General features: G+C 75.3%; 6 protein-coding genes. 4 read left to right on the top strand and 2 right to left on the bottom strand.

The window, feature by feature from the left end:
- The first annotated feature begins 12 nt into the window (after positions 1-12).
- Positions 13-459 (top strand): DUF4442 domain-containing protein, encoded by a 447-nt coding sequence (locus tag AB0B40_RS17030; RefSeq protein WP_345050104.1) that lies wholly within the window; start codon positions 13-15, stop codon positions 457-459.
- Between the two features lie 75 nt (positions 460-534).
- Here AB0B40_RS17030 and AB0B40_RS17035 read toward each other — a convergent pair whose 3' ends face one another.
- Together AB0B40_RS17035 and galU are read right to left on the bottom strand one after the other, a co-directional pair.
- Positions 535-711 (bottom strand): hypothetical protein, encoded by a 177-nt coding sequence (locus AB0B40_RS17035; RefSeq protein WP_345050085.1) that lies wholly within the window; start codon positions 709-711, stop codon positions 535-537.
- 61 nt (positions 712-772) lie between these two features.
- Complete coding sequence (gene galU, locus AB0B40_RS17040; protein WP_362264261.1) at positions 773-1813, bottom strand: UTP--glucose-1-phosphate uridylyltransferase GalU; 1041 nt, start codon at positions 1811-1813, stop codon at positions 773-775.
- A gap of 400 nt (positions 1814-2213) precedes the next feature.
- On the opposite strand from galU, the gene AB0B40_RS17045 reads away from it, so the two are divergent.
- From AB0B40_RS17045 to AB0B40_RS17055, 3 genes are all read left to right on the top strand, one after another.
- Entirely contained in the window at positions 2214-3833 is a 1620-nt protein-coding gene (locus tag AB0B40_RS17045; protein ID WP_362264263.1) for an RICIN domain-containing protein, read from the top strand.
- Between the two features lie 479 nt (positions 3834-4312).
- Positions 4313-11650, top strand: coding sequence for an SDR family NAD(P)-dependent oxidoreductase (locus AB0B40_RS17050; RefSeq protein ID WP_362264265.1), 7338 nt, complete (start codon positions 4313-4315; stop codon positions 11648-11650).
- 1 nt (position 11651) lies between these two features.
- Positions 11652-14777 (top strand): beta-ketoacyl synthase N-terminal-like domain-containing protein (locus AB0B40_RS17055; protein WP_362264267.1); only part of this gene is annotated, 3126 nt, incomplete at its 3' end.

Genomic DNA, 14777 nt, shown 5'->3' on the forward strand with positions numbered 1-14777 from the left:
ACCGCAGACCAGATGTCCATCGGCGAGATGCTCGCCGCCACCGTGCCCATGGCCCGGACGCTGAACCTGGAGTTCCAGGAGACGACGCCCGAGAGGGCCGTGGTGTCCCTGCCGGACCAGAGCGAGTACCACAACCACGTGGGCGGCCCGCACGCCGGTGCGATGTTCACGCTCGGGGAGTCGGCCAGCGGCGCCATCGTGCTGGCCGCCTTCGGGGACCAGCTCTCGCGCGCCGTACCGCTCGCCGTGCGCGCCGAGATCGCCTACAAGAAACTGGCGATGGGTACCGTCACCGCGACCGCGACGCTGGGCCGCCCGGCCGCCGAGGTCGTCGCGGAACTGGACGCGGGACAGCGCCCCGAGTTCCCGGTGTCGGTCGAGATCCGGCGCGCGGACGGCGCCGTGACGGGCGAGATGAGTGTCCTGTGGACGCTCCGGCCCGCCGACCAGGGGCAGTGAGCGGCCCGAGGCCGCACGCCCGGCGCCCCGCCCCCGGTGTACCGGTTCGGCCGACGGGGGCGGGGCGCTGCTGGTTCACCGAACGGCGATGACGTTGGTGGCCTTGGCGCCGACCACCTCGAAGACCACCCGCTGTCCCTCGCGGGTGGTCTGTGTCTCCATGCCGGAGAAGGGGCGCCTCTCACCGTCCTCGTCGGTGATGATGCCCACGCCCTCCGCGTTGTTGTAGACGGCGATCGTTCCGAGAGGCATCGTCTTTCTTCCCTCCGTGGGTTGGTCGTGCGGCCAGTGCTCTCCCCCGGTGAGCAGAGCATCACGCAACGTTCGCGGGTGTGAAAGGGCGCAGCGGTGCGTCGGCCACGGTTTGACCGGATGTCGGCGGGGCTTCGACGGCGCCCTCTAGGGCGGCCCGGTGGTGCCTCTCCGGCTCGGCGGCGGGGGCCGGCAGGTCGGCGACGAACTCCTTGAGCCAGCGGGTGAACTCGGGACCCAGGTCCGCACGGGCGCAGGCCAGGCGGACCACCGTGCGCAGATAGTCGGCCTTGTCGCCGGTGTCGTAGCGCAGGCCCGAGAAGACCACCCCGTGCACCGTGCCGGCCGCCGCCAGCTCCTGCAGCGCGTCGGTCAGCTGGATCTCGCCGCCACGGCCCGGCGGGGTGCGCTCCAGGACGCCGAAGACGGCCGGGTCCAGGACGTACCGGCCGATGACCGCGTACCGGCTCGGCGCGGTCGCGGGGGTCGGCTTCTCCACCAGCCCGGTCACGCGCACCACGTCGTCCCCGCCGGCCGGCTCCACGGCCGCGCAGCCGTAGAGGTGCGTGCGCGCCGGGTCGACCTCCATCAGCGCGACCACGCTGCCCGCGTACCGCTCCCGGACCTCCAGCATGCGGCTCAGCAGCGTCTCGCGCGGATCGATCAGATCGTCGCCGAGGAGCACCGCGAAGGGCTCGTTCCCCACGTGGTGCCTGGCGCACAGCACGGCGTGGCCGAGGCCGAGCGGGTCGCCCTGGCGGATGTGGTGGATGTCGGCGAGCCGCGCCGGATCGCGTACCGCGTCCAGGCGCGCGGTGTCGCCCTTCGCCGCCAGCGCCTGCTCCAGTTCGAAGGCGTGGTCGAAGTGGTCCTCGATGGCCCGCTTGTGCCGGCCGGTGACCATCAGGACGTCGTCCAGGCCGGCCGCGGCGGCCTCCTCCACGACGTACTGGATGGCCGGCTTGTCGACGACCGGCAGCATCTCCTTCGGCGTGGCCTTGGTCGCGGGCAGGAACCGGGTGCCGAGACCGGCGGCCGGTACGACGGCCTTGCGAACGGCACGGGCGGGGACGGGAGTTGCCGGGGGCTGGGGGGCGATCATGCGGCCCATGCTGGGGCACGCGGATGAGAGCACGCCCGGAGAACCATGGGAAGAGGCTGTGGGCGGGCGGGCCGGATGTGTCAGGAAGGCGGAGATCGTGTGCGCCATCCGCCTTCTGCCGTAAGGAAGTCGGCAGGGAGCCGCCGCCGGATCGGAACCCCGGAGCGGGGATACCGCCGGTAACCGCTGGGCAATTGCTCGATTTCGCCGCCGAGGCCATTCCCGCCCCTTCCCGCTCCTTGTTTCCCGTGAGCGGACTGTGTCAAGGTGAGCCTCCCCGCGGGAGGGCAAAGGTAGACGCCGACGTCGAGCCGGCCCTTTAGGTGTGCACCGATCAGGCACTGTTTTCCGACAGGACGCCTTGCGCATGCGGTCCTGCGGCTGGAAAGGAAATGCTTCCGTGCAGTCCCCCCACCCCCCACGCCCGCCCTACCCGCCCTCCATGCCCGGCCCGGCCGGGGAACCCGACCACACCCTCCTCGCCCGGCTGAACGGCCCGGACGACGGCCGCCATCGCGCCGTCGCACTGCTGCTCGCCCGGCACTGGCGGGCCACCCGCGACTACGCCGTCGTCTGCCTGGCCGCCGCCGGACCCGCCGCCCAGCTGGTGACCACCGCGGCCTTCCACCAGGTGCTCGCCCGAACGGCCGGCGGTGTGACCGGCGGGGCCCTGCGCCCCCGACTGCTGGTCGCCGTGCGCGACACCGTCCGCGCCTGGGCCGCGGACGACGCGGCCCGCGTCACCCTGCCGGAATTGCGCAAAACCACCGGCGGGCGCGGACTGTGCGCGACAAAACCCGGGCCGCCGGAAAGCAGACAGCTCGCGGCCCGCGCTTTCCGCGCACTTCCCGGCGCATCGCAATGCCTTCTCTGGCACGCCGAGGTCGAAGCGGAAGGCATAAACATACCCGCTGGTCTGCTGGGTATCGACGTGGTCACCGCGACGACCGCCCTGGCGCAGGCGCGTGAACAATTCCGCGCCGGTTGCGCACGCGCCCACCGGGAACTCGCGCCCTCCCCGGAATGCCGCTTCTACAACCGTCTCATCGACGTCCCCATCCGTCGTGGCGCCGCCCTGCTGCCCGACGTGCGCCGGCATCTGACGGTCTGCCCCCACTGCCGGCACGCCGCCGAACAGCTGGGCCACTTCGACGCCGGCCTGCCCCTCCTGCTCGCCGAGACCGTGCTCGGCTGGGGTGCCCGCCGCTACCTCGACTCCCGGCCCGCGCGCGGTGCTTCGCAGGAGTGGCCGCGTGCTTCGCAGGAGTGGCCGTCCGGGTCCGGGCCGTCGGCCACGGCCTCCGTCTCCGGCGGCCGGCACCGCACCGGACCGGAGCACGGATACCGCACCGGACCGGGGCACGGGTACCGCACCGGAACCGAGCGGCGGCACCGCACGGCCGTCGCCCTCGGTGTCGGACTCGCCTCCCTCGCGCTGCTCGCCACCGTCCTCGTGGCCAGGAGCTGGTCCGTCGACAACGCTGTCCCCACCCCCGGCGCCACCTGGGGCGCGCCCGTCGCGGGGACCACGCGGCCGGACGGCACCGGCACCCGCTCCGCCGCCTCACCCCCCGCGGCCTCGGCCGGCGCCCCCGTCGAGGTCGCCCACGGCACCCTGCGCGGCCTCGTCTCCGGGCTCTGCCTGGACGTGCGCGGGGGACGGGTCGCGGCGGGCGCGGGCGTCCGGCTCGCCCCGTGCTCGACGGCCGCCTCGCAGCGGTGGTCGTACCGGGACGACGGTCTGCTGCGCAGCGCCGCCCACCCCGCCCTCTGCCTCGCCGCCGACCCGGGGACGCGGCGCGTCGCGCTGGCCGACTGCGTCGCCCCCGCCGCGGAGGTGTCGTACGACCTCACGGTGCGCGGCGAGGTCCTGCTCCGCCGGCGGCACGGTCTGGTCCTGGCGCCGGTTCCCGGCCGTACGTTCGGTTCCGGCCGTCCCGGCAGGGCCGTCGGCCTCGCGGAACGCGACGGTTCGCGCAGGCAGCGGTGGGTGCTGCGATCGGGTGCCGGGCACGCCTGAGGGGCAGCCGACGGCGCGGGTGACGGCACCGGCGGCGGCGTGGGGTCACTTCGCACCGAGTGACCCCGCGCCGCCGCTGACGTCCGGAACGCCCTCACGCCGCCCTGTCCGTATCCCGTCGGCCCGGTTCGAGCCACCAGGCCGACGGCATGGGGAATTTACAGACTGCTGCCGGATGTCCCGGCGTATGTCGCGGGGGTGAGTCCCCGGTGAAGCGGGCGCACGCTTTGACGGGCTTGTGCCGGTGTGGCGCACGTGACCGTACGGTTCCGTCTCCCGCGCCGGTGCAGGGAATCGCTGGGTTTGGCTCCTCTTGCGGCGGATTCGGCGTGCTGGCCGGATCGGCGCGACCTCGCACGCGAAGGGCGCGACGTTATTGACCCGTGAGTAGCGCCTCGCTAGTTTCCGGTCCCTCGCACCAGAGCGTCCCGCCGCACATACCCCCCACCGTGCTGTCTCGCCGATCGTGCCGGAGCATCATGACCTCCCCTGTGCGTGCCCTTGACCTGATCCTGTGCCTCACCCCTTTCGGGGAACCGGACGCCTCCCTGGCCGCCGCCGCATCCGCCGCGGGCGCGCTCGGCATCCTGGACCTGGGCACCGGCGACCGAAGATCCCGCGAACAGCTGTCCCGGCTCAGAGGGGCGGCACCGGGCCCCTTCGGCATACGGGTGACCGGACGCTGCGCCCTCACCCCCGCGGACCTCGGTGGTCCCGTGGACACCGTGGTCCTCACCCCGGACGCACCCTGGACGGCTGCCGGACTGCCACCTGGCCAACGGGTGCTGGCCGAGGTGACCGACCTCGGACAGGCCCGTGCCGCCGTCCGTGCGGGTGCGCGGGGGCTGATCGCCCGAGGCGCCGAGAGCGGCGGCCGGGTGGGCGAGCTGAGCACCTTCGTCCTGCTCCAACAGCTGCTATCCGAGCGGGAGTTGAGTGACGTCCCGGTATGGGCCTGCGGAGGCTTCGGTGCGCGTACGGCGGCCGCCGCCGTGGCCGGTGGCGCGGCCGGCGTCGTCCTGGACGGCCAACTCGCCCTGCTGGCCGAGTCGGAACAGCCCGAGGCGGTGCGCGCGGTGCTGCGAGCCCTGGACGGCTCGGAGACCGTGGTCCTCGGCGGACACCGGGTACTGCGGCGCCGCGGCCCGGGCGCTCCGCAGCCGCCCACCGACGACCCCGAAGCGGTCGCGGCCCTGCTCGGTGCCCGCGAGCCGGGCGGACGGCTGCTCCCGGTGGGCCAGGACGGCTTCCTCGCCGCCCGGTTCGCGCAGCGGTGGCGGGACGTGCGGGGAGTCGTACGCGCCCTGTCGACCGCGATGCGGGAGGCGGCCGACGTGGCGGCGCCGACACCAACGCCGGGCGCCGCCCTGCGGCCGGGGTCGGCCATGAGCCGCGCGCTGGGCACCCGTCTGCCGGTCGCGCAGGGACCCATGACCCGGGTCAGCGACCAGGCCGGATTCGCCGCCGCCGTGGCCGAGGAGGGGGCGCTGCCGTTCCTCGCGCTGGCCCTGGCCGACGGTGAGCGGACCCGGACGATGCTCACCGAGGCGCGTGCCGTGCTGGACGGCCGGCCCTGGGGCGTCGGCGTGCTCGGCTTCGCCCCCGAGGACATCAGGAACGCCCAGCTGGACGCCGTACGGGAAGTGCGGCCCACGCACGCGATCATCGCGGGCGGCCGGCCCGCCCAGGCCGAGGCGCTGGAGCGGGCCGGGATCCGCACCTTCCTGCACGTTCCCTCGCCGGGGCTGCTGCGCCAGTACCTCACCGCCGGTGTGCGCAGGTTCGTCTTCGAGGGGTCGGAGTGCGGCGGGCACGTCGGTCCCCGGGCGTCCTTTCCGCTCTGGGAGGCCCAACTGGCCGTCCTGGAGGACTTCCTGGCGGACGCCGGTGCCACCGGTGCGGAGGGCGGGGCGGCAGACCGGCTGGAGGTGTTCTTCGCGGGCGGCGTCCACGACGAACGGTCCGCGGCGATGGTCGCCGCCCTGGCGGCGCCGCTCACCGCCCGGGGCGCCGCCGTCGGCGTACTGATGGGCACCGCCTACCTGTTCACCGAGGAGGCCGTCGCACGGGGCGCCGTCCGTCCGGTGTTCCAGCGGCAGGTGCTGGCCGCCACCGCGACCGCGCTGCTGGAGACCGCGCCCGGCCACGCCACCCGCTGCGTGCCCAGCCCCTTCACCCGCGACTACCGCGAGCGTGAGGCCGCGCTGCGTGCGCGGGGCGTGCCCGACAGGGAGGTCTGGGAGCGGTTGGAGCGGCTCAACGTCGGGCGGCTGCGCATCGCCAGCAAGGGCCTGACACGCGCCGACGACGGTGAGTTGCGGACCGTCGACGAGGAAGGCCAGCTCGGCGAGGGCCTGTTCATGGCCGGCCAGGTCGCCGTCCTGCGCTCGGCCCCCACCACCGTGGCGGCGCTCCACCACGCCGTGACCGACGGCGCCGCCGACTTCCTGACCGCACAGGGCGCACGGCTGACCGGAGCGGCAGGAGGCGCGGGCGCTGGAGGAACCGCAGCAGCGGTCGGAGCCGGAGGAGCGGGGGGAGCGGGGGGAGTTGCAGCAGCCGTCGGAGTCGCAGGAGCCGGAGGGGCCGGAGGGGCCGTCGGAGTCGCGGAGGGCGGAGGGGCCGCTGGGACCGCCCGTGCCGCGGTGCCGGGTCTCCCACGCTCCGTCCCGGCACCGCCGCCCCCGCCCCCGCCGCTCGACATCGCGATCGTCGGCATGGCGTGCATGTTCCCCCAGGCCCCCGACCTCGCCACCTTCTGGGCGAACGTCGTCGCCGGACGCGACGCCGTGACCGAGGTCCCGCCCGACCGCTGGGACCCCGCCGTGCACCACGCCGCCGGCAGCACCGCCTCGAAATGGGGCGGCTTCCTGCCTCCCGTCCCCTTCGATCCGCTGTCCTACGGCATTCCGCCCGCCTCCCTCGGCAGTATCGAACCCGTCCAGCTGCTGTCGCTGGAGGCAGCCCGCAGAGCGCTGGACGACGCCGGATACGGCGAGCGGGGACGGGAGTTCGACCGCTCGCGCACCTCCGTCGTCTTCGGTGCGGAGGCGGGCAGTGACCTGTCCAACGCCGTCACCCTGCGCGCCGTACTCCCGTCGTACTACGGCACCGTCCCCGACGGACTGGAGCAGCAACTGCCCCGGCTCACCGAGGACTCCTTCCCCGGGATGCTGGCCAACGTCATCTCCGGCCGGATCGCCAACCGGCTGGACCTCGGCGGCGCCAACTACACGGTCGACGCGGCCTGCGCCTCCTCCCTCGCCGCCTTGGACGTGGCCTGCAAGGAACTCGTCTGCGGCACCAGCGACGTCGTCCTGTGCGGCGGCGCCGACCTGCACAACGGCATCAACGACTACGTCCTGTTCTCCTCCGTCCACGCCCTCTCCCCGACCGGCCGGTCGCGCGCCTTCGACGCCTCCGCCGACGGCATCGCGCTCGGCGAGGGCGTGGCCTGTGTGGTCCTCAAACGGCTCGCGGACGCCGAACGCGACGGCGACCGTGTCTACGGCGTCGTCAAGGGTCTGGGCTCGGCCAGCGACGGCCGCTCCCTCGGCCTGACCGCACCCCGCCCCGAAGGCCAGCGCGCCGCGCTGGAGCGGGCGTACCGCAACGCCGGTGTGCCGCCGGCCGCGGTCGGCCTGGTGGAGGCGCACGGCACCGGGACCGTTGTCGGCGACCGCACGGAACTCGCCGTGCTGGGCGAGGTGTTCGCCGAGGCCGGGGCGGCGACCGGCGGCTGCGCGATAGGCTCGGTCAAGTCGCAGATCGGTCACACCAAGTGCGCGGCCGGACTCGCCGGACTGATCAAGACGACCCTCGCGCTGTACACCGGGGTCAAGCCGCCCACCCTGCACCTGGAGCGGCCCAACCCGGCGTGGGACGAGACGGAAAGCCCGTTCGTCTTCCACACCAGCGCCCGGCCCTGGGCCGCCCCGGCCGCCGAACGCTTCGCCGGGGTCAGCGCGTTCGGGTTCGGGGGCACCAACTTCCACGCGGTGCTGGCGGCGTACGGAGACGCTCCGCCGCCCCGGCAGACCCTGGACGCCTGGCCCGCCGAGCTGTTCCTCTTCCGGGGCCGGGACATGGCGGCGGCCCGCCGGGAGGCCGAGGAGATCCTCCGGGCCGCAGAGTCGGACGGCAGCCCCTGGCGGCTGCGTGACCTCGCCCTGGCGGCGGCCCGTCGCGCCGACATCTCGAACGAACCGGTACAGGCGGCGGCCGTGGCCCGCGACACCGGGGAACTGGTCGCACAGCTTCAACGCATCCTGGCGGGGGACCGGGCCGCGGACACCGGGGTCCACTTCGCGGACCCCGTCGAAGGAATCCGCCACGAGCACCCGCCGACCGGGACGGCCGGTGTGGTGCCGGCGGCCGGGACGGGGCGTGTGGACCCGCCGACCGGGACGGGGCGTGTCGGCCCGCCGACCGGGACGGGGCGTGTCGGCCCGCCGACCGGGACGGGCCGTATGGAGCCGCCCGCTCCGAGCGGCCGCGTGGAGCCGCCCGGACCGAGCGGCCGCGTGGGCGCCGCCGCAGGCCAGGTCGCCTTCCTCTTCCCGGGGCAGGGCAGCCAGCGCACCGGCATGCTCGGTGAACTCCTGGTCACCCTGCCCGAGTTGCGGCACTATCTGCACCTCGGCCGGGCCCACGCCGACCGCCTCTTCCCGCCGGCCGCCTTCGACGACACCGCCCGCGAGCGCCACCGGGCCGCCCTCACCGACACCCGGACGGCACAGCCCGCCCTCGGTGTCACCGGCCTCGCCGCCCACGCCTTCCTCACCTCGGCGGGCGTCCACCCCGACCTCGCCGCCGGGCACAGCTACGGCGAACTGGTCGCCCTCGCCGCCGCCGGTGCCCTCGACGCGGAGACCCTGCTGGAGCTGAGTACCGAGCGGGCCGGTGCCATCCTGGCGGCGGCCGGCGACGATCCCGGCACCATGGCGGCCGTGGGCGCACCCGCCGAGGATGTCGTACGCACCCTGCGCGGGGCCGGGGCACCCCCGTCGGTCGTCGTCGCGAACCTCAACTCGCCCGAGCAGACGGTGATCTCCGGCCCCATGGCCGACGTCGACACCGCCGTACGGGCCCTGCGGGCGGCCGGGCTCGGTGCGCGCCGCATCCCGGTGGCCTGCGCCTTCCACAGCCCGCTGGTGGCCGCCGCGGGGGAGAGGTTCGCCAGGGTGCTCGCGGACAAGCCGGTCCGGGCACCCGAGTTCCCCGTCTGGGCCAACCGCACCGCCACGCCGTACCCGCCCGACCCCGACGCCGTGCGCTCCGGACTCGCCGCCCAGATCGGCGCCCCGGTGGCCTTCGCCGCCCAGATCGAGGCGATGTACGAGGCGGGAGCACGGATCTTCGTCGAAGCCGGCCCGGGCACGGTCCTCACCCGGCTCGTCGGCCAGATCCTCGGGGACCGACCGCACCGCACCATCGCCTGCGAGCCACGGCCCGACAGCGGCCTGGCCGGCTGGCTCGACGCGCTCGCCCGACTCGCCGTCGCCGGGCTGCCGGTGCGCACCGCGTGGCTCCTCCGCGGCCGTGACGCCGTCGACGCGCTACGCGCCCCGGCACCGAAGCGGCCCGGCTGGACGGTCGACGGACACCTCGTCCGTACGGCCGACGGAGCACTCCTGCCCGGTGCCCTCGCGCCGGCCCGACGCGTAGTGGAGGCGACTGTGACGACCGACCAGCCCAACGGCGGCCCGGCCGACCGGGACGCGCTGATCTCCGAATTCCTGCGCACCAGCCGCGAGATGATCGCCGCCCAGCGGGATGTGCTGCTCACCTACTTCGGTGCCACGGCACCGGCACCGGGCGCACCGCTCACCCCCGTGGCACCGGCCGCGCCCCTGGTGCCCGTCGTGCCGGCAGCGGCGGCCGAGATCACCGGTCCCAGTCAAGCTGTGCTCCACAGCGAGGAGTTGAGCGCTCCGAGCGGGGCGACGGCGGTGGACGACGTGGAACGGGTCGTACGCGAGGTCATCAGCGAGCGCACCGGCTACCCGGTCGACATGATCGAGCCCGGCCTGGACCTGGAGGCCGACCTGAGCATCGACTCGATCAAGCGCGCGGAGATCGCGGGCGAACTCGCCCAGCGCCTGGGCATCGCCGAAGTTGCCTCCCAGCTGCTGGACGACACGGAGCTGGAGGAACTGTCCAAGGCGCGCACCGCGGCGGCGGTGACGGCATGGCTGACGGCACGGATCGGTGCGACCGCCGAAGCCGCGAGCGATGAAGTGCCCGCCGCGGCACCGGCGTTCGCAACGGCAGCCGCCACCGGGCCGGAAACCCTCGGCGCCGCCCCGCAGCGCTGCGAGCTGCGACCCGTCCCGCTGCCCGACCCGGACCCGGCCACCGACCTGTCGGGCAGGCGGTTCGTCCTCCTCGGAGGCGCGGGCGCGGGCGCGGGCGGAGACGGTGACCGGGACGGAGGCGGCGACGCCGACGGCGGCGTGGCGGCCGAGATCGCGGCGCGGCTCACCGGGCGCGGCGCCGACGCCGTGATCCGGCCCGGCGGCCACCTCCTCGGCCCGGCCGACGGCCCCGTCCACGCGGTCCTGTACCTCGGCGCGCTCTCCGGCTCGGACCACCCCGTCCTGCCGGACGCCTTCCCGGTGCTCCAGGCGGCGCTGGCGTGCGGTCCCCGCCTGCTGCTCGCCGTGCGCGCCGCCGACGGCGCCGGGGCACTGCGCTCGGCGGGCCTGGACGGGCTGATCCGCAGCGTCGGCCGTGAGTACCCGGACCTCCTCGCACGGGTGCTGGGGGTGGCGGACACCGGGCCGGCGGCCGTCGCCGACGCGGTGCTCGCCGAGCTGTGCGCCCCGCAGCCCGCCCCCGTCGTCCTGCGCACGCTCGCCGGACACCGCCGGGGCCTGGACCTGGTGCCGGCGCCCCTCGGCCCGCTCGGCACCACCGGCGCGGGACCCGCCGGGGACGGCGCCGCCGAGGCCGCCGCGCTCGGACTGGACCGGGACTCCGTGGTGCTCCTGGCCGGCGGGGCCCGCGGCATCACGGCGAGGTTCGCGGCCACGCTGGCCGCCGCCTCCCGGTGCCGGATCGAACTGCTCGGCCGTACCCCCGTGCCCACCGCACCCGAGACCCCGCACATCGCCGCCGCCCGCAGCCCCGTCGAACTGCGGGCCGCTCTCGCCGCGGGACCCGGCGCCCCACGGCCCGCCGAGATCAACCGCACCGCCGAACTGATCCTCGCCCAGCGGGAGATCAGCACCACCCTCGCCGAACTCACCGCGCTGGGCAGCACGGCCCGCTACCGCTCGGTCGACTTCCGTGAGCGGGACGCCGTCCTGCAGGCCGTCAAGGAGATCCATGCCGAACACGGCCGGCTCGACGGCGTGGTCTTCGCCGCCGGGGTGATCGAGGACCGGCTGGTCGCCGAGAAGAGTCCCGAGTCCTTCCAGCGGGTCTACGGCACGAAGACGGCCGGGGCCGCGGCGCTGTTCGCCGCGCTGGACGACCTGTCCGCCACACCGGCGTTCACCGTCCTGTTCGGCAGCATCGCCGCCGTCCTCGGCAACCGGGGACAGTCCGACTACGCCGCCGCGAACGACGCGCTGGAAGTGCTCGGCGCGGACCGGGCCGCCCGTACCGGCCGGCGTGTGCTGACCGTGCACTGGGGGCCCTGGGCGCCGGCCGGCACCCACCCGGGCATGGTCGGCCCGGAACTCGGCCGCGAGTACGCCCGGCGCGGGGTCGCGCTGATCGACCCGGACGAGGGCACCACGGCCCTGCTCCGTGAACTCGCCTGGGGCGACCCGGCGGTGCGCGCCGTCGTCTACACCGCGTCGGGCTGGTGACATGACACGGCATCAGACGCCCGTCGCCATCGTCGGGATGGCGGTGCTGCTGCCCGGCGCCCCTGGTCTGGACGCCTACTGGGCCAATCTGCGGGACGGCACCGACGCCATCAGCGACGTCCCCGCGGACCGCTGGGACGCCGACTGCTACCGCCCCGGCACGGCCGCCGGACCCGCTGTCGCCGGCCAGGTGTACTGCCGGCGCGGCGGCTTCGTGGACGACCTGGCGGCGGTGGAGGTCACCCGCCACGGCATCATGCCCGCCTCCGTGCCCGGCACCGAGCCCGACCAGCTCATCGCCCTCGACGTGGCCGCCGCCGCGCTCACCGACGCGGGCGGGCCGGAGCGGCTGCCCGAACGGCACCGGGTCGGCGTCGTCCTGGGCCGCGGCGGCTATCTCACCCCCGGCCTGGCCCGGCTGGACCAGCGGGTGCGCACCGCCCACCAGCTCACGCGGACCCTGGGCGAGTTGTTACCCGAGCTGGGCCCCACCCAACTCGACCGCGTCCGGGCGGCGTTCACCGACCGGCTCGGCCCCGACAGCCCGGACGCCGCGATCGGTCTGGTGCCCAACCTCGCCGCCTCCCGCATCGCCAACCGCCTCGATCTGCGCGGCCCTGCCTACACCCTGGACGCGGCCTGCGCCTCCTCGCTCGTCGCCGTCGACCAGGCGGTCACCGCGCTCACCACCGGCCGCTGCGACCTGATGCTGGCCGGGGGAGTGCACCACTGCCACGACATCACCCTCTGGAGCGTCTTCTCCCAGCTGCGCGCCCTGTCCCCGACGGAACGCATCCGCCCCTTCCACCGCGACGCCGACGGCATCCTCATCGGCGAGGGCACCGGAGTCGTCGTACTGAAACGGCTCGCGGACGCCGAACGCGACGGCGACCGCGTGTACGCGGTGATCCGCGGCACGGGCGTGGCCGGCGACGGCCGTACGGCGGGGCTGGTCACCCCCGACCCGGGCGGGCAGAGCCGTGCCGTGCGCCAGGCCTGGTGGGCCGCCGGACTCGACCCCGCCGCCCCGGACTCGGTCGGCCTGCTGGAGGCGCACGGCACGGCCACCCCCGCCGGTGACTCGGCCGAACTCACCACCTTGGCTCAGGTGTTCGGGCCGGGCACGGACCACGGTCCCGACGAGCGGCCGGTGCTCGGCTCGGTGAAGTCGATGATCGGCCACACCATGCCGGCGGCGGGCGTGGCGGGGCTGGTCAAGGCCGCGCTCGCCCTGCACCACCGCACCCTCCTGCCCACCCTCCACTGCGACGACCCGCACCCGGGCCTCGCCGCCACCCGCTTCCGGACCCTCGACCGGGCCCGCCCGTGGGAGACGGGCACAGGGCAGCGGCCACGGCGAGCCGCGGTGAACGCGTTCGGCTTCGGCGGGATCAACGCACACGTGGTACTGGAGGAGGCGCCGCACGGCCGTCCGGGTCCCGGCCGCTCCCCGGGCACCGCCCGACCGGTGCCGGCGGAAGCGGCACGGCAGCGCACCGACTCCACCCCTGCTTCCGTCCCCGCCCCTGCTTCCGTTCCCGCCCCTGCTTCCGTTCCCGCCCCCGCCTCCGTTCCCGTGCCCGCTTCCGTTTCGGATTCCGCTTCTCTTTCCCCTTCCGCGCGGGTCACCGAGCCCGAGCGGATCCTCCTGCTCTCCGCGGGCGATACGGAGGGCCTCGCCGCCCTCCTCGGTGCCGACGACTCGGCCGTGCTCGCCGCCGGGCTCGACCCCGGCAGGCCGCACACCGATGCGGGTCCGGTCCGGCTCGGTGTCGTGGACCCGACCGCCAAGCGGCTCGCCCTGGCCCGGCGCGCGGTCGCCAAGGGGCATGCCTGGCACGGCCGCAGCGACGTGTGGTTCCGGCCGGCTCCCCTGCTCGGCGGCGGCGCCGGCGGCCGGCTGGCGTTCGTCTTCCCCGGTCTGGAGGCGGACTTCACCGCCCGCACCGACGACGTGGCCGCCCACTTCGGCCTGGCCCCCGTCGCCGGCACCGGCCCGGACGTCCGGGTAGGCGACATCGGCCGGCACGGCGTCGGCGTGGTCGGCGTGGGCCGCCTGCTGGACCAGGCCTTGCGCCGCATGGGCGTCGTACCCGACGCGGTCGCCGGGCACAGCGTCGGCGAGTGGACGGCCATGGCCGCCGCCGGGCTGTACTCGGCCGCCCAGGTCGACGCGTTCATGGCCCGGTTCGACCCGGACTCGGTGACCGTCCCGGGCCTCGTCTTCGCCGCCGTCGGCACCTCCGCCGCCCATGTGCGCGCCACGCTCGCCGACGCCTGGCCGGACTCCGGGATCGTGCTCTCCCACGACAACGCGCCCCGTCAGTCCATGGTCTGCGGTCCCGCGACGGCGGTGGAGGAGTTCGCCCGCTCCCTACGGGCCGAGGGCGTGCTCTGCCAGGTGCTGCCGTTCCGTTCCGGCTTCCACACCCCGATGCTGGAGCCGTTCCTCACGCCCATCAAGGAGGCCGCCGACCGCTTCCGGCTCCACCCGCCGGCCGTGCCGGTCTGGTCGGGCACGACCGCGGCGCCCTTCCCCCCGGACGAGACGGCGGTCCGCGCACTCTTCGTACGGCACCTGCTGGAGCCCGTCCGCTTCCGCGAGCTGACCGAGGCCTTGTACGCCGCCGGCCACCGGGTCTTCGTCCAGACCGGACCCGGCCGGCTGACCTCGCTCATCGGCGACACCCTCGGCGACCGTGATCACCTGGCCGTCCCCGCCACCTCGCCCCACCACAGCGGGCTGGCCCAGCTCCGGCGCACGGCGACGGCGTTGTGGACGGCAGGCGCGGCCGTGGGACCCACGGCACCACCCCGGGCCGCTCCCGCCCTCCCGTCCGGCGCCCGCCCGCCCATTCGCCTCGATCTCGGCAGCGCCCTCGTGTCACTGGACGAGCGGTCCCGTGAGGCGCTGCGCGCGCAACTGCGGGGGCGGGACGTGGGTCCGCGGCCGGACGGACGGGGCGTGGAGACAGGCGCGACGCTCCCGCCGACGGCCGGAGCCCTCCCGGAACGGGACGCGCTCGCCGCCCGCTCGGGTTCCGCTGCGGCGTTGGACGGCGTCGCTGCTCGCTCGGGTTCCGCTGCGGCGTTGGACGGCGTCGCTGCTCGCTCGGGTTCCGCTGCG

It is taken from the genome of Streptomyces sp. NPDC042638 (assembly GCF_040647235.1).
Classification (GTDB): Bacteria; Actinomycetota; Actinomycetes; order Streptomycetales; family Streptomycetaceae; genus Streptomyces; species Streptomyces rameus.

Coding starts and splice junctions, on each gene's coding strand:
- AB0B40_RS17030 (WP_345050104.1), top strand. CDS start 13: ATGTCCATCGGCGAGATGCTCGCCGCCACCGTGCCCATGGCCCGGACG.
- AB0B40_RS17035 (WP_345050085.1), bottom strand. CDS start 711: ATGCCTCTCGGAACGATCGCCGTCTACAACAACGCGGAGGGCGTGGGC.
- galU (WP_362264261.1), bottom strand. CDS start 1,813: ATGATCGCCCCCCAGCCCCCGGCAACTCCCGTCCCCGCCCGTGCCGTT.
- AB0B40_RS17050 (WP_362264265.1), top strand. CDS start 4,313: ATGACCTCCCCTGTGCGTGCCCTTGACCTGATCCTGTGCCTCACCCCT.